Annotated in this window: 12 protein-coding genes; 7 read left to right on the top strand and 5 right to left on the bottom strand. The window is 69.8% G+C overall.

Features of this window, described 5'->3' with window-relative positions; genetic code table 11:
- Window positions 1-68: 68 nt before the first annotated feature.
- Together hrpA and JWN68_RS06805 are read right to left on the bottom strand one after the other, a co-directional pair.
- Window positions 69-3,827, bottom strand: coding sequence for an ATP-dependent RNA helicase HrpA (gene hrpA / locus JWN68_RS06810; RefSeq protein WP_297736546.1), 3,759 nt, complete (start codon window positions 3,825-3,827; stop codon window positions 69-71).
- A 96-nt stretch (window positions 3,828-3,923) separates the two neighbouring features.
- Complete coding sequence (locus JWN68_RS06805) at window positions 3,924-4,295, bottom strand: hypothetical protein (protein WP_297736543.1); 372 nt, start codon at window positions 4,293-4,295, stop codon at window positions 3,924-3,926.
- Between the two features lie 118 nt (window positions 4,296-4,413).
- Between JWN68_RS06805 and JWN68_RS06800 the strand changes: the two genes are divergently transcribed.
- Window positions 4,414-5,124, top strand: a complete 711-nt coding sequence (locus JWN68_RS06800) for a response regulator transcription factor (RefSeq protein WP_297736541.1) — start codon at window positions 4,414-4,416, stop codon at window positions 5,122-5,124.
- Window positions 5,121-6,509: a HAMP domain-containing sensor histidine kinase gene (locus JWN68_RS06795; RefSeq protein ID WP_297736539.1), complete on the top strand. Its 1,389-nt coding sequence runs from the start codon at window positions 5,121-5,123 to the stop codon at window positions 6,507-6,509. The genes JWN68_RS06800 and JWN68_RS06795 overlap by 4 nt, the downstream gene beginning before the upstream one ends.
- 146 nt (window positions 6,510-6,655) lie before the next feature.
- Here the strand turns inward: JWN68_RS06795 and JWN68_RS06790 are convergent, their stop codons facing one another.
- The gene (locus tag JWN68_RS06790) at window positions 6,656-7,246 is read right to left on the bottom strand and encodes a TetR/AcrR family transcriptional regulator (protein WP_297736536.1); all 591 of its coding nucleotides are present in this window, start codon (window positions 7,244-7,246) and stop codon (window positions 6,656-6,658) included.
- 48 nt (window positions 7,247-7,294) lie between these two features.
- Here JWN68_RS06790 and JWN68_RS06785 point away from each other — a divergent pair, with 48 nt between their 5' ends.
- Genes JWN68_RS06785 through JWN68_RS06775 form a run of 3 tightly spaced genes read left to right on the top strand, consistent with a single transcriptional unit; the run spans window position 7,295 to window position 10,191 of the window.
- Complete coding sequence (locus tag JWN68_RS06785; protein WP_297736533.1) at window positions 7,295-8,800, top strand: NAD(P)/FAD-dependent oxidoreductase; 1,506 nt, start codon at window positions 7,295-7,297, stop codon at window positions 8,798-8,800.
- Window positions 8,797-9,624, top strand: a complete 828-nt coding sequence (locus JWN68_RS06780) for an SDR family NAD(P)-dependent oxidoreductase (RefSeq protein WP_297736530.1) — start codon at window positions 8,797-8,799, stop codon at window positions 9,622-9,624. The genes JWN68_RS06785 and JWN68_RS06780 overlap by 4 nt, the downstream gene beginning before the upstream one ends.
- A gap of 9 nt (window positions 9,625-9,633) precedes the next feature.
- Window positions 9,634-10,191 carry a DUF402 domain-containing protein gene (locus JWN68_RS06775; RefSeq protein WP_297736527.1) on the top strand — a complete coding sequence of 186 codons (558 nt, stop codon included), beginning with the start codon at window positions 9,634-9,636 and terminating at the stop codon, window positions 10,189-10,191.
- A 2-nt stretch (window positions 10,192-10,193) separates the two neighbouring features.
- Here JWN68_RS06775 and JWN68_RS06770 read toward each other — a convergent pair whose 3' ends face one another.
- Window positions 10,194-11,534: a threonine/serine exporter family protein gene (locus JWN68_RS06770; RefSeq protein WP_297736524.1), complete on the bottom strand. Its 1,341-nt coding sequence runs from the start codon at window positions 11,532-11,534 to the stop codon at window positions 10,194-10,196.
- Between the two features lie 66 nt (window positions 11,535-11,600).
- Between JWN68_RS06770 and JWN68_RS06765 the strand changes: the two genes are divergently transcribed.
- Window positions 11,601-12,728 (top strand): glutamate--cysteine ligase, encoded by a 1,128-nt coding sequence (locus JWN68_RS06765; RefSeq protein WP_297736521.1) that lies wholly within the window; start codon window positions 11,601-11,603, stop codon window positions 12,726-12,728.
- 151 nt (window positions 12,729-12,879) lie between these two features.
- Window positions 12,880-14,178: a DUF222 domain-containing protein gene (locus JWN68_RS06760; protein ID WP_297736518.1), complete on the top strand. Its 1,299-nt coding sequence runs from the start codon at window positions 12,880-12,882 to the stop codon at window positions 14,176-14,178.
- Between the two features lie 736 nt (window positions 14,179-14,914).
- Here the strand turns inward: JWN68_RS06760 and JWN68_RS06755 are convergent.
- Entirely contained in the window at window positions 14,915-16,015 is a 1,101-nt protein-coding gene (locus JWN68_RS06755) for an FUSC family protein (RefSeq protein WP_297736514.1), read from the bottom strand.
- Window positions 16,016-16,075 lie beyond the last annotated feature (60 nt).

The following is a 16,075-nucleotide window of genomic DNA, read 5'->3' as shown; positions in this document are numbered from 1 at the left end:
GAAGCCGCTTCGAGCGGCCACGCGCCGTGAGGCGCTCCCGGTCCGGCGAGTCTCTGCTGCGCGAGTCTCTACTGGGCGGCCGCGAGTGCCTTGCGGATCCGCTGGTCGCTGACCGTCCCCGACGTCCCGAGGTGCTGCGCCCACAGGGACACCCGATATTCCTCCAGCAGCCACCGCACGGCGCGCTGGCCGGCACTCAGTGGCCGACCGGCAGGGAGGGCGGCGACCTGGTGCAGCCACGCGTCCTGCAGGTGGGCCATCTGGTCCATCAGCTGACGATCGCGCGCGACCTGCTCGTCGAGCCGTTCCCGGCGGTGCCGGACCGCCTTGAGGTAGCGGGGATACTGCCTGAGCTGTGCGGCTCCGGCCTGGCCGATGAAGCCGCGCGACATCAGCCGCTCTACCTGCGACTTCATGTCGGTCAGTGCCGGCAGGGTCGTGAGCTCGGCCCGCCCCGACAGGACCTTGTCCACTGCTCGCCATTCCTCGAGCACGCGCAGCACATCGTGGGTGGTCGCCAGCACCGAGGCGGCGTGCTGCTCCCCGGCGAGGGCCAGCAGTGCGGCGTACGCCGCCTCGTCACGCACGGGCGGTCGGGCATCCACCAGGTCCCCCACCACGGCTGCGCGGACGTCGTCGAGCAGCTCGAGGACCGTCGGGTACGGCGACGCGACCAGCGCGAGCCTGCTGCGTTGGTCGAGCCCGAGTGACTCAGGGGTCGGTGCCGGCCCCAGGGCGAGCAGGAGCAGCCGGGTCAGGCCTGACCGGTGCCACGCCGCGGCCTCCTCGGCAGAGGGACAGACCCGCACCCCGACGGTGCTGCCCTCGTCGACGAGCGCCGGGAAGCCGCGCACCTCGTGGCCCGCTCGGCGCTGGACAAAGGACTCCTCGAGGTTGCCGAACGTCCACGAGGTCTGTCCGGTGGCCAAGATGCCGGAGTCGGCGGCGACGTCGGCGATCGCGCGCTCGAGGCTGGGTCGCAGCGGTGCCTTCAGCGACTCGAGGTCCTTGCCCTTGGCCGCCTCCTGGCCCTCCTCGTCGACCACGCGGAAGGTCGGTTGCAGGTGCGAGGGCACCCTGCTCCAGTCCCAGGCCTCACGGGGGACCACCACCCCCTTGGTGGAGAGGAGGTAGCGCTCGAGGGCGTCGAGCAGGGGCTCGGCCCCCGCCGGCACGGCCGCGAGGAACTCCCGGGCAGTGTTGGGTGCTGGGACGAAGTTGACCCGGAGGTTCTTGGGCAGGCTGCGGATGAGCTCGGTGACCAGCTCCTCGCGCAGCCCCGGCACCAGCCACGAGAAGTCGGCAGCCTCGACCCGGTTGAGCGTGGCCACCGGCACCTCGATGGTGAGTCCGTCCTCGTCCGCGCCCGGCTCGAAGTGATAGCTGATGGGGAAGGTGAGCCCGGCCTCGTCGGAGTCGTGCCAGCTCGTCGGGAAGTCCGCGGCCCGGATCTCCTCGGCGGTGGCATGGGTGAGCATCTGGGGGTCGAAGGTGAGCAGATCGGGACGCTCGCGACGCTCCCGCTTCCACCACTGGTCGAAGTGCGCGCCGCTGACGACATCGGCACCGACCCGGGCGTCGTAGAAGTCGAAGAGCGTCTCCTCGTCCACGACGATGTCGCGCCGCCTGGCCCGGTGCTCGAGCTCCTCGGCCTCCTCCACCAGCGCGCGGTTGGTATGGAAGAAGGCGTGCCTGGTGCGCCACTCCCCCTGCACGAGCGCGTGCCGGATGAAGAGCTCGCGCGACAGGGCCGGGTCGACCCGCCCGTAGGTGATCAGCCGGTCGGCGATGATGGGTACGCCGTACAGCGTGACCTTCTCGTAGGCCATGACCGCGACCCGCTTGGCCGACCAGTGCGGCTCCGAGTAGCTGCGCTTGACCACGTGGCTGCCGAGCCGTTCGGCCCATTCCGGCTTGATCGCGGCGTTCTGCCGACCCCACAGGCGACCGGTCTCCACGAGCTCGCCGGCCATCACGAAGGGCGGGCTGCTCCCCTTGAGCACGCTGCCGGGGAAGATGGCGAAGCGCGCGCCACGCGCGCCGACGTATTCGCGCATCGGCTTCCGCTCCCCCGGGCGCGACCGCTCCCGCTCCTCGAGCGCACCGATGTGGCTGAGGAGTCCGGAGAGCAGCGCCTGGTGGATGCCGTCCGTGTCCGGGGTGTCGGCGGGTTGCCCGACGTCCACCTTCATCTCCTTGCAGACCTGGCGGAGCTGCGACTCGAAGTCCTGCCACTCCCGCACGCGCAGGTAGTTGAGGAACTCGCGCTTGCACATGCGCCGAAAGGCGCTCGAGCTGAGCTCACGCTGCTGCTCCTTGATGTGCCGCCACAGGTTGAGCCAGGTGAGGAAGTCGGACGTCTCGTCCTTGAAGCGGGCATGCTGCTGGTCGGCCTGCGCCTGCTTCTCCGCGGGACGCTCGCGCGGGTCCTGCAGGCTGAGGGCAGCGGCGATGACGATCACCTCCCGGACGCAGCCGAGCCGGTCCGCCTCCAGGATCATCCGGCCCAGGCGTGGGTCGATCGGGAGCCGAGCCAGCCGTCTGCCGAGCTTGGTCAGGGTCGGCCCTTGCACGGCGCCCAGCTCCTCGAGCAGCTCGACCCCGGCGCGCACGTTGCGCTTGTCGGGCGGCTCGACGAACGGGAACCTGGCGATGTCGCCGAGTCCGAGCGACGTCATCTGCAGGATCACGCTGGCGAGGTTGGTCCGCAGGATCTCGGGGTCGGTGAACTCCGGGCGCCCCCCGAAGTCCTCCTCGGCGTAGAGCCGGATCGCGATGCCCGCCTCGACCCGCCCGCAGCGACCCGACCGTTGGTTGGCGCTCGCCTGGCTGATGGGCTCGATCGGCAGGCGCTGCACCTTGGTGCGCAGCGAGTAGCGCGAGATCCTCGCGACGCCGGTGTCGATGACGTAGCGGATGCCGGGCACGGTCAGCGAGGTCTCGGCGACGTTCGTGGCGAGCACGACGCGACGTACGGACATGGGGTGACTCGAGAAGACGCGGTGCTGCTCGGCCGCGGAGAGCCGGGAGTAGAGCGGCACGACCTCCAGCCGATCACTCTTCAGCGCTTCGAGGGCGTCGGCCGTGTCGCGGATCTCGCGCTCGCCCGGCAGGAAGACCAGCACGTCGCCGGGGCCCTCGGCCGACAGCTCCCGGACGGCCGCGATGATCGCCTCGGTCTGGTCGCGCTGGACCGGCTCGCCCTCCTCGTCGTCCTCCGGCAACTCCAGCAATGGGCGATAGCGGATCTCCACGGGGAAGGTCCGCCCCGACACCTCGACCACGGGTGCGGCGAAGTGCTCGGCGAACCGCTCCACGTCGATCGTGGCGCTGGTGATGATGATCTTGAGGTCGGGCCTGCGGGGCAGCAGGCGCTTGAGGTAGCCCAGGAGGAAGTCGATGTTGAGCGAGCGCTCGTGGGCCTCGTCGATGATGATCGTGTCGTACTTCTCCAGCTGACGGTCACGCTGCAGCTCGGCCAGCAGGATGCCGTCGGTCATCAGCTTGACCCGGCTGCTCCTCGACGTCTTGTCCAGGAACCGCACCTGGTAGCCGACCACGTCGCCGAGCTCGGTGCCGAGCTCCTCGGCGATGCGCTCGGCGACGCTGCGCGCGGCGATCCGGCGGGGCTGGGTGTGGCCGATGAGCTTGCCACCTTCGGCGGGTCCGGCTCCGCGGCCGAGCTCGAGGCAGATCTTGGGCAGCTGGGTGGTCTTCCCCGACCCGGTCTCGCCCGCGACAATGACGACCTGGTGGTCTCGGATGGCGGCCGCGATGTCAACGCGTCGTGCCGAGACGGGCAGCGCGGGCGGGTAGGAGATCTGCACAACCCTCCCATTCTCGCCTACGCCGCAACCCGCTTTGCGCCGACCGTGTGGATCTGGCGCCAATGGTGGGCACCAGACCCACACGGTCGGGTCGGGTCAGCCGCCCTCAGGGACAGTCGTGGGCGGGAGCATGCCCGGCAGGCGGCCGGGGACTCCCGGGCCGCCATGATCACCGTCGTGGGGTCCCCTCGGGTGCTCGCCGCGGCTGAACTCCCCGCGGTCGTGGTGGCCGTCCTCGACGGCCGCATGGATGGCGGCGCCGCCGAGGCCCCCGATGATCAGGGCCGCCAGGGTGGCTGCCACCAGTCCTCGGGTGCCGCGAAGGCGGTCGCCGGTGGCGGCGAACCGGTCCCGCAGGCCCCGGCGAGGAGGCCGTGTCGCCTCGTGGTGCTCGTGGTGCTCGTGGTGCTCGTGGTGCTCGTGGATGGGCTCGGTCTCGGGCGTGGGGTCGTGCTTGTCATCAGTCATGTCCACACCGTGACCGGCGTACCTGTCAGCCCGCTGTGAGCCGGCCATGAGCTGGCACAGATGTCCGTGACACGCTCCTCACAGCAAACACACAGCGCGAGTGTGCACGATGGGCCCTATGGAGCTGACCAGGGACGACGGCACTGCCGTGCGCGTGCTGGTCGTCGACGACGAGGTCAACATCGCCGAGCTGCTGTCGATGGCCCTGCGCTACGAGGGGTGGCAGGTCACGATGGTCCACACCGGTCGGCAGGCCGTCTCGGCAGCCGCCGAGGTCGGGCCGGACGTGGTCGTGCTCGACATCATGCTCCCCGACTTCGACGGCCTCGAGGTGCTCCGGCGCATGCGTGCCACCCGGCCCGACATACCGGTCCTCTTCCTCACCGCCAAGGACGCTGTCGAGGACCGCGTCGCCGGACTCACCGCCGGGGGCGACGACTACGTCACCAAGCCGTTCTCCCTCGAGGAGGTGGTCGCTCGTCTGCGCGCCCTGATGCGACGGTCCGGTGCCAGCGTCGCGGACGCTCGCAACGTACTGGTCGTCGGAGACCTGAGCCTGGACGAGGACAGTCGGGAGGTCTTCCGCGACGGCAACGAGGTCCGCCTGACGGCGACGGAGTTCGAGCTGCTGCGCTTCCTGATGCGCAACCCCCGCCGGGTGCTCAGCAAGGCACAGATCCTGGACCGCGTCTGGCAATACGACTTCGGCGGGCAGGCCAACGTGGTCGAGCTCTACATCTCCTACCTGCGCAAGAAGATCGACGCCGGTCGCGAGCCGATGATCCACACCATGCGCGGCGCCGGCTACGTGCTGAAACCGCGCACATGAAGACCTTGTCGATGCACACCCTGCTGGCACGCCTCGTGATCACGGCCGTAGGACTCGTGGCCCTCGTCGCCGTCCTGCTCGGGGTCGCGACGACGCTGGTGATGAGGAACGCCTTGACCGAACGCCTCGACGCGGACGTGGTCGAGACCCTGCACCGGTTGGATGACGCCGGACCGGGTGGCCCTGGTCGGGGAACGCCCGACCTGCGCAACCAGGCTCCCGGCACCCTCGTCGCGGTGTTCGCCGGAGAGCTCGGCCACGAGGGGATCGTGGTGGGTGATCGTCCCGGCGAGTCCCGATCCCTGAGCCAGGAGGCCTACGAGGTCCTGGGACGGATGGAGGTCGATCAACGGGTCCGCGACGTGTCGTTGCCCGGCGTGGGTCGCTATCGCGTGGCACAGGGCAAGGTCGGGGACCGTGTCGTCGTGGTGGGGTTACCCACCAAGGACGTCGACGAGTCGGTCGGCGCACTCGTGCTCGCCGAGGCGGTGCTGGGACTCCTCTCGGTCCTGGTCGCGGCCGGGCTGGGCGCCTTCGTCGTACGCCGCCAGCTCGCCCCACTGCGGGAGGTGGCCGCCACCGCCCACCGGGTCGCGGAGCAGCCGCTCTCCGAGGGCGAGATCGACCTCGGGGACCGGGTCCCCGCGCGGCTCACCGACGAGCGCAACGAGGTGGGACAGGTGGGTGCCGCGCTCAACATCCTCCTTGACCACGTCGAGACCTCGTTGGCCGCCCGGCAGCGCAGCGAGCAGCAGGTCCGTCAGTTCGTGGCCGACGCCTCGCACGAGCTGCGGACGCCGCTCGCCACCATTGCGGGCTACGCCGAGCTCGCGCGGCGCCAGCCCGAGGCCACAGCGACCGCGCTGGAGAAGGTCGAGTCGGAGTCGGCTCGCATGACCTCCTTGGTGGAGGACCTCCTTCTGCTTGCGCGGCTCGATTCGGGACGGCCCCTGGCCGACGACATCGTCGACCTGACCAAGCTGTTGCTCGAGGCGGTTGCCGATGCGCGGGTACGCGCGCCGGGGCACGTCTGGCGACTCGTGCTCCCCGAGGAGCCGGTGGAGGTACGTGGCGACACGCACCGGTTGCACCAGGTGGCGACCAACCTGCTGACCAACGCCCACCACCACACACCGCCCGGCACCACGGTGACGGTCACCGGCCGACCCGACGGGTTCGTGGTCCACGACGACGGTCCCGGCTTCCCCGCCCATCTCACCGACCATGCGTTCGAGCGGTTCGTGCGCGCGGACGAGGCGCGCACGAGCACCGGCGGTGCCGGGCTGGGTCTCGCGCTGGTCGACGCCATCGTCACCGCGCACGGCGGACGGATCGTGCTGCAGTCCAGCAACGAGGACACCTCAGTCGCAGTGCACCTGCCCTGAGGATCTCCCTGCTGTCAAGGAGCCGGGGCGCAGACCACCCACACCTGCGGACGCAAACCCGTCGTGACGCCACCCGCAGGGTTGGACACGGTGATCGGCCAGGCGGTGAAGGACTCCCCGTTGGCCTGGTCTGGACCATTCCCCGTTCAGACCAGGTCGACCAGGGCCGGCAGCGACAACGCCAGCACTCCGACGAGCTCGTCGCGGGTCATCCCTGACGGGTCGTCGCACCAGGCCAGCACCAGCTCCTCGGCCATCGCCGTCCACCCGCGGACGACGAGCCGCGACTGTGGAGTGTCCGTGACGACCTCGCCCAGGCTGTCCTCGCGGAAGATGCGGTCCGTCAGCGCTGCGCGTCCCTCCTCGTAGAGCGCCTGCACCTCGCCGGTGCCCCCCGCGGCGGCGCGGACGAGGGAGCGATAGCAGGTCAGGTTGGCGAGCACGTAGTCGACGTACACCCCCAGCGAGACGACCAGTCGCTCGATCGGCTCCCCGGTCGCGGGGGGCGCGGTCTGGGCGACGAGGTCCTCGACCGCGTGCCTGATGACGGCCTCACGGAAGTCCTGCTTGGAGCCGAAGTAGTGGTAGAGCAGACCCCGGGAGACCCCCGCCTCCTCCGCCAGCAGGTCGATCGAGATCTCCTCGACCGAATGGGTCGCGAACAGGCGCGCGCCGAGGTCGAGCAGCTGGAGACGCCGCGCCTCGGGAGCCAGCCTGGTGCGAGCGGACGTGGTCACGACCACATCTTATTGACGGATATTCAGTAATCGCAATAGCCTCCCCCCATGACACAGCAGCGGACGCTCCCGGCCACGGTCGACCATCTGATCGTCGGCGCGGGCTTCGCCGGTCTCGGTATGGCGATCAGGTTGGCCGAAGCCGGCGAGGACGACTTCCTCGTCATCGAGAAGGACGGCGGCGTCGGCGGCACGTGGCGCGCCAACAGCTATCCCGGCGCGGCGTGCGACGTCCCCAGCCAGCTCTACTCCTTCTCGTTCGCACCCAACCCGGACTGGTCGATGTCGTTCTCCCCGCAGCCGGAGATCGAGGCCTACCTGCGCACGGTCGCGGAGGAGTCCGGGACGCTTGACCGGTTCTGCTTCGACACCGAGCTGAGTGACGCGCGCTGGGACGAGGACGACCAGCGCTGGCACGTGACCACCACTCGCGGTGAGGTCATCTCGAAGACCCTCATCTCCGGGTCCGGAGGGCTCTCGGCACCGAAGCTGCCGGAGATCGAGGGCATCGAGACCTTCCAGGGCGAGGTCTTCCACTCGGCGCGCTGGCGCCACGATGTCGACCTCACCGGCAAGCGGGTCGCGGTGATCGGCACGGGCGCGTCCAGCATCCAGATCGTCCCGGCGATCGCCCCCGACGTGGCGCACCTGGACGTCTACCAGCGCACTGCGCCGTACGTCATGCCGCGCAACGACCGCCGCTACACCCGCCTGGAGCGCCTGCTGTTCAAGACCGTCCCAGCCGTCCAGCGTGCCTACCGCGCCGGCATCTACCTCGGCCGCGAGCTCTACGTGCCCGGTTTCGTCTGGAACCCGAAGCTGATGGCCCCGGCGAAGAAGATCGCCCTCGCCCACATGGCCAAGGCCATCGACGACCCGGAGCTCCGCGCCAAGGTCACCCCGACCTACGAGATCGGCTGCAAGCGCATCCTGATCTCCAACACCTACTACCCCGCCCTCGCCGCCGACAACGTCGACCTGGTGACAGATCCGATCATCAAGGTGACCGGCGACGCCGTCGTCACCGCCGACGGCACCGAGCGACCCATCGACGTCCTGGTCGTGGCGACCGGCTTCCAGACCACCGAGCAGCCGATCGCCGAGCACCTGTACGGCCGGGGCGGGAGATCCCTGGCCGAGGTGTGGGCAGAGCGCGGTATGGCGTCCTACAAGGGCACGACGACCCACGGGTTCCCCAACCTCTTCCAGCTCGTCGGGGCCAACACCGGTCTGGGCCACTCCTCGATGGTCTTCATCATCGAGTCGCAGATCGCCTACGTCCTCGACGCGCTGCGGACGATGAAGACGCACGAGTACGCCGCCATCGAGCCGCGTCAACAGGCCCAGGACGAGTGGAACGCCAACCTCCAGAGCCGGATGAAGCGCACGGTGTGGTCGGCGGGGGGATGCTCGAGCTGGTATCTCGATGCGCACGGCAAGAACACCACGCTGTGGCCGCGGAGCACGATCTCCTTCCGCAAGCTCCTCGCTCGCTTTGACGCGGAGCACTACGACCTCGAACCCGCCCGCACGACCGAAGGAGCCCGCGCATGAGCCTCGAGAGCGTCCAGGACAAAGTCGTCGTCATCAGCGGAGCCGGCTCCGGCATCGGCCGCGCGCTGGCCCGGCTGGCCGCCGAGCAGGGAGCCCTGCTCGCCCTCTCCGACTGGAACGCCGACGGCCTGGCCGAGACCGTCGAGATGGTCAAGGCGCTCGGTGCCGAGGTCCGCAGCGACGTGCTCGACGTCTCCGACCGGGAAGCAGTGGCCCAGTGGGCCACCGCCGTCGCCGGTCAGTTCGGTCGCGTCAACCTCGTCGTCAACAACGCCGGGGTCTCGGTCAGCGGGGACTTCGAGGAGATGACCTACGACGACTTCGACTGGATCGTCGGGGTCAACCTGAACGGCGTCGTCCACGGCACCAAGGAGTTCCTGCCGCACCTCATCGCGTCGGGCAACGGTGCGCTCGTCAACATCTCCTCGCTCTTCGGACTGATCTCGATGCCCGGCCAGACCGCCTACAACGCAACGAAGTACGCCGTCCGCGGCTTCACCGAGGCGCTCCGGGAGGAGATGCTCATCAACGGCCGCCCGGTCACCGTGACCTGCGTCCACCCCGGCGGGATCAGGACCGGCATCGTCCGCCACGGCCGCACGACGACCGGCGAGGACCACGCGAAGCTGACGACGGTGTTCGAGAAGAAGCTGGCGCGCATGACGGCCGACAAGGCCGCCGAGATCATCCTCAAGGGGGCCGTCTCCGGCAAGGCCCGGGTCCTCGTCGGCGCCGACGCCCACCTGCTGCACCACTTCGCAAAGATCGCCGGCTCCCGCTACCAGGACGTGGTCGCCCGCATCGCCCCCCGCGTCACTCGCTAGCGTGACCGCATGACCCGTGCACCCGGCACCCGTGTCCGCTGTCGGATGAGCAAGTGGGGCGACCGGCCGCACTGGGAGTACGAAGCCACGATCCTCGGAGCTGACGACCACGGCGAGTGGCTCGGCTTCCCGGCGGGGACGCAGTACTCCCGACCGGGTCACGAGTTCATCGGGCAGCGCAACCACGTCGGGCTGGTCCCTGCGGTGGTCGAGGGGCAGCGTCCGTGGCACCTGGCGACCTTCTGGGCGGCTGCCGGCGACCTTGGTGTCCCAGGTTCCGACGTCCAGATCTATGTCGACGCCACGACGCCTGCGGAGTGGGAGGGCGACCTCTTGCGTGCGGTCGACCTGGACCTCGACGTGGTCCGCCGCTTCGACGGCTCGGTCTTCATCGACGACGAGGACGAGTTCCTCGAGCACCAGGTGTCCTTCGGCTACCCGGCCGACGTGATCGCCGCGGCCCGGGCAAGTGCGGACGAGGTCAGGGCGGCCGTGGAGGCCGGCGCTGCGCCGTACGACGGGAGCCATTTGCTGTGGCTCGAGCGGCTGGCCGAGCTGGCCACCTGAGGTCAGGTGATGCGGTCGCCGCGCGTGCCACCCCGCCGTGACGCACGGTAGGGCCCGACCAGGCGGGGGCCGGCGAGGCGTGCCTCCAGGCGTGAGGTCTCGCGCTTCAGCGGCTGGGCGAGGTACTCGCCGAGGATCACCCCCGAGGCGAGAGCGACCGCCACCGACGCGGCCGTCATCATCGCCACGATGCCTTCTGAGGTGCCGGAGCCGCCCGCTGTCAGCAAGGACAGCCCGCGGTAGATGAGGAGGCCGGGGAGCAGCGGCACGATCGATGACACCGCGACCACCAGCGGTGGCACCCGGAAGCGACCGGCGACGGCGTAGGCGACCAGGCCGATGACGAACGCACCGAGTGCAGCCGCCCACGTGCGGCCGAGACCGGTGTCTGCGACGACCGTGTGCAGCAGGGTCGCCAACGCGGAGGTGAGGGCGATCGGCACCAGCGCTCGGCGCGGGGCGTAGCAGGCGAACGCGAAGGCCGCGGCCGAGACGGCCGCTCCCATCACCCCCACCAGAACGTGGTTGCCGAGCGCTCGGCCAGGGACCAGCTGTCCGAGGTCGACACCGACGACGTCAGCCACGGACAGCCCTCCGCTGACTCCGGCAATGATGCCGGCGGTGGCCAGCAGCGCCTCGATCATCCGCGCGCCGCTGGTGACGTAGAACCCGGTGAGCGCGTCCTGGATCGCCCCCATGAAACCGACACCCGCCAGCAGCATCACGATGTTGGCGGTCACCACCAGTGAGAGGTCGGCTGCCAACGGAGTGGCCGCGAGGGCGGTGGCGAACAGGGTCGCGACGGCACCTCCGGCGACCTGGAGGTAGAAGGTGGGCAGCCGGCGCCGTCCGAGCGCCATCTGGAGGCGGTCGATCGACATCGCCGAGGCCGACGCGATCAGGGCAATCAGCCAGTCCCCGCCGAGGAACACGGCCACGCTGGCGCACATCACGCCCCACGCCAGGGTGACCGACCACCGCGGCCACGGGTGACCCACCGAGAGGATGGTGGCCATCCGGGTGCGCGCCAGGTAGAGGTCCAGCTTGCCGGCGATCACCTCGTGCACCAGGTGGTCGACCTGGGTGAGGTCGGCGTAGTCGATGTCGCGGTGCTTGATGTTGCGGATCATCAGCACCGCCGGTTCCTCGGGCGACGGCTGGTAGCTCATCGACAGCGCCGTGAAGGTCACGTCGAGCTCCGGGTGGCGCAGGCCGAAGTGGTGGGCGACTGACTGCATGGTGGCAGTGACGTCCGCCGCCCCCGCACCCGAGGACAGCAGCACCTCACCGATCCGCAGGCAGAGGTCGATCGTCAGGTTGAGCTCGCGCGGGTCATCCACCACGCGCCCATGCTCGCACCCGCTCGTCGGGGTGACCCGCAGGCGCCACCGTCTCCCTACGATGGTCCGGTGCGCATCGACTTCAAGGCTTCACCCGACCCGACGATCGGGGTGGAGTGGGAGTTCGGCCTGGTCGACCGCGAGACGCGCGACCTGTCCAACACGGCAGCCGACCTGTTCGCCGCCGCCAGCCCACGGCTCGCCGATCCCGGGCGGCTCCACAAGGAGCTGCTGCGCAACACCGTCGAGGTGGTCACGGGCGTCTGCGGCACTGTGTCGGAGGCGGTCGAGGACCTGCGCACCACCCTCGGCGTCGTCGTGCCCGCGGCGGCCGAGCTGGGGGTCGACCTGCTCGGCTCGGGCACGCACCCCTTCGCGAGCTGGTCGGCGCAGCAGCTGACCGAGGGACCGCGCTACGAGGAGCTGATCAACCGGACGCAGTGGTGGGGCCGCCAGATGCTGATCTGGGGGGTCCACGTCCACATCGGCCTGCCCGAGCGTGATCGGGTGATGCCCGTCCTGTCCTCCATGCTCAACACCTACCCGCACCTCCTCGCCCTGTCGGCCAGCTCCCCGGTGTGGGCGGGCCAGGACACCGGCTATGCCTCCAACCGGTCACAGATGTTCCAGCAGCTGCCCACGGCCGGGTTGCCCTTCCAGTTCGACACCTGGGAGCAGTTCGAGTCCTGTATCGCCGACCAGACCACGACCGGCGTCATCGACTCGATGGCCGACGTCCGCTGGGACCTCCGGCCGGCGCCCCACCTCGGCACGCTGGAGAACCGCGTGTGCGACGGCATGTCCGACATCAACGAGCTCGCCGCGCTGACAGCACTGATCCACTGTCTCGTGGTCGACCTGGACACCCGGCTCGCAGCCGGCGAGACCCTGCCGACGATGCCACCGTGGCACGTGCAGGAGAACAAGTGGCGAGCTGCGCGCTACGGCCTCGACGCGATCGTGATCCTCGACGAGAAGTCCCGTGAGCGGTTGGTCACCGACGACCTCGACGACCTGCTGGAGCGGTTGGCGCCGGTCGCCCGTCGCCTCGACTGCGAGACCGAGCTGCGGTCCGTCGGCGACATACCTCGTCGTGGCGCCTCCTACCAGCGCCAGCGAGCCGTCGCCGCTGCTACCGGTGGAGACCTCGTCGCGGTCGTCGACTCCGTTGTCGCAGAGCTCCGCGATTCGCTCTGAACGGTCGCGGCTGATCGTCGCGGGCCGTTGAGAACAGCCTGGGATCCGGGCTAGCACGGCGTGTGCAAACGGCTCGGCTCCTTGTCGGGGTGCGGGAAAAGAAGCTCCACAAGATCCGATCTGCCCGGCGGACTCAGACGGCGATGCGGGCGTGCTGAGCGCGAGCAACCTCGAGTCGTGGGCAGACGGACTGTCCTCGACGATCGAGGGCGCCAGTGACCTGAGCGACCCTGAGCGGATCGAGACCCTGCGTGCCTTGGAGCGTCTGGCCTGTGTCGTCACCGCTGCCCAGGACCGCCTCGCCTGCTTCGATGCATCGCAGCGGGCCGAGCAGGAGGCCGCCGGGGTCCCCGCTGCGCGCCGGGGTCGTGGCGTTGCCGAGCAGGTGGCGCTGGCTCGACGTGAGTCGCCCCATCGCGGGCGTCAGCACCTGGGGCTGGCGAAGATCGTCCGGTCGAAGCTGCCGCACACGTGGGCGGCCTGGCGGACCGGGCGGATCACCGAGTGGAAGGCGACGATCGTCGCCCGCGAGACGGCGTGTCTGACCCTGGAGGACCGACTCGCCGTGGACGAGCTCGTGTCGGGCAGCCCCGAGACCGTCGAGTCGATGGGCGAGCGTGAGCTGGCCGGCGCCTGTCTCAAGGAGGTGGCGCGTCTCGACGCCGCCGCGCTGGTCGCCCGGCGACGCCGGGCGGAGTCCCAGCGACGCGTGACCTTGCGACCCGCCCCCGACACCATGACCTACCTGACAGCCCTGCTCCCGGTGAAGGACGGAGTAGCGGTCCTCGCGGCTCTGACCCGCGCCGCTGACGCTGCGCGAGCGGCCGGCGATGAGCGGGCCAAAGGTCAGCTCATGGCAGACACCCTGGTCGGCAAAGTCCTTAGCACCGCTGACGGCGAGGCCGGGGCACTACGGGTCTCGCTCGGCCTGATCATGACCGACACTGCCTTGTTCAGCGGCTCGGACCAGCCCGCACGGCTGGACGGTTTCGGACCGGTCCCAGCCGAGCTCGCCCGCGAGATCGTGGCCGGAGCCTGCGACCGCCACGAACACGTCTGGCTACGACGCCTCTACACCAGCCCGTCCACCGGTGAGCTCGTCTCGATGGACGCCACCGGGCGGTTCTTCCGCGGCAGCCTGGCCAGGTTCATCCGGCTCCGTGACCAGGTCTGCCGCACGCCGTGGTGCGACGCGCCGATTCGGCACGTCGACCACCTCCAGCCACATGCCGGCGGCGGTCCGACCAGCGCTCGCAACAGCCAAGGACTGTGCGAGTCCTGCAACTACGCCAAGGACGCCCCGAGATGGCGGGCCCGCACCCAACCAGACGGTTCCGTCGCGGTAACCCTCCCCACCGGCCACCAGCACCGCACACACCCACCCCCGATCGTCACGATCCGGAAGCACCAGGCACCCGCGCTGTGCGTCGACTACGTCCTCGCGGGCTGAGGTTCAGCGGACCCGCCGCTCGCCCTGACCTCGCGACTCAGCCTCGGTACAGCCTGGGGCCCTCAGGGTGATCGGCGACGTTGTACTTGATTGGCAGGTCGTCACCCACACGCGGGTCGTCGTGCCAGAGGCTACCCCTGGCCAAGTCTTGGACCATGACTCCCGCAGCTACGCGAACCCATGGCGCACCGGGCAGACACTGCTTGGGAATTGCCAAGGTGAAGGTAGCGGTGCGGGCGCTGACGGTGGTTCGTGCGCCGGCGCACTTGTAGTCCACCCCTCGCGTGTTCGTGATGTCGGTAGTAGTGAGGTCGGGGGAAGGGCCAGCGGGATCCCACAGCACTTGCACCCCCAGTCCGGAGTCGCGAGGCCCACGCACGCTCCAACTGATGTAGGTCCCGACATCACGGCGCACGAGCACGTCGCGAAGCCTCATCCGCAGGACCAAGCGACGATCGGAGTAGGTGTGTCGTGCCCAGACGATGTCAGCGAACGCCACCTTGGGTTCGGTGAAGGGCTGCACGACGCAGGGGTCCTGCTGTAGTCGTTCGCACCTCACCCGCACGACATCGTGAGACCGGTCCCGCAGGCGTTCGGTGTCTGCTGTCGCGGGCGAGGCTGCGACAACTGACGCACTGAGAAGAAAATGCCGCTGACACCGCGAGGCGGACCAGGTTCATGCGGGGACCCTAGGCCTTCCGCACGCGGGGCCGCCCCAAGGGAAGGTAGTCGTGGCTCACGCCCGAGGCGGCGGGATCGCGTCGGTCGACTCCAGCTGCCCCATCCCGGTCAGCATCAACAGGTCGGTGACCACTGCCCGCAGCTGCGCGAGCACCACCTCGACCGACAACGCGTCCTCACGGGGCAGCTCGGAGGTCGCCAAGCCCACAGCGATAAGGGCTGGTCTCGCTGCCTCGGCCAGGCGATCGGCCTGCAGCTCGTCTGCGACGAGGTCCACCGCGGCGGCGAGCTCGCGGGCGACGAGCGGGTAGCCCACGGGCACGGTCCGACGACGGTAGGCCGCCATGGCGACGTACCTCACGAGAACGCGCGTGCTGCGCAGTGATCGGTCCAGCGGTTCGACGAGGTCGGACATGCGCCGCAGACCGTTCCTGTGCCGTACCCGGAACGGAGATGAAGCCACCACCGCGAGGCCTTCGTCGGCCGCGCTGCGAAGCTCGTGGATCAGGTCGTCGGTGTCGCGGGCGTCGGCGAGGAGATCCAGAGCGCGGTCGAGCTCCCCGTCATCCATGACGTCGGCGGCAGCCCGCAGCATCTCGGCCTCCTTGCGCAGCACCCTCGCCGCCTGTTCGCGTGGCCTCCGGAGCGCGGCGGCCGGCACGGCGGTCGCCGCGACGAGCGCGACCGCGCCTCCGATGAGCGCATCGGCCCATCGGACCAGCGCTCCGCCCGGACTGACGATGAGCGTCGTCACCACGATCGACTGGACTGCCGCCTGCATCACGATCAGCTGGCCACCGTCGAGGAGGAAGGCCAACGACATCGCCAGCGCCACGACGATCGCGATCTGCCACCATCCCGAGCCCAGCCAGATCACGAGGAGATCCCCCAGCAGGACACCCAAGGCAACCCCCACCGTCACCTCAGCCACCCGGCGGAGGCGCTGGCCGTAGGACGTCCCCAGGCTGACCACGGCGGCGATCGGCGCGAAGAAGGGCGTCTCGTGGCCCATCAGGTCGTGGGCGATCAACCATGCCACTCCCGCGGCGACGGCACACTGCCCGATCGCAAACGACTTCGAGCGCACCCTGTCGATCCGGGCACGCAGCGACGTACGACTGCGCGACCACACGCGGTCCAACGGACTCGCCTCCATGCTGGCGATCCTGCCAGAGCGAAAGGCGGACCCAGATCGTCGTTGCCCTTGTGAGCAAGC

Origin of the sequence: Nocardioides sp. (assembly GCF_025964975.1) — a bacterium.
GTDB lineage: Bacteria > Actinomycetota > Actinomycetes > Propionibacteriales > Nocardioidaceae > Nocardioides.
This window is presented reverse-complemented; position numbering and strand designations above follow the sequence as displayed.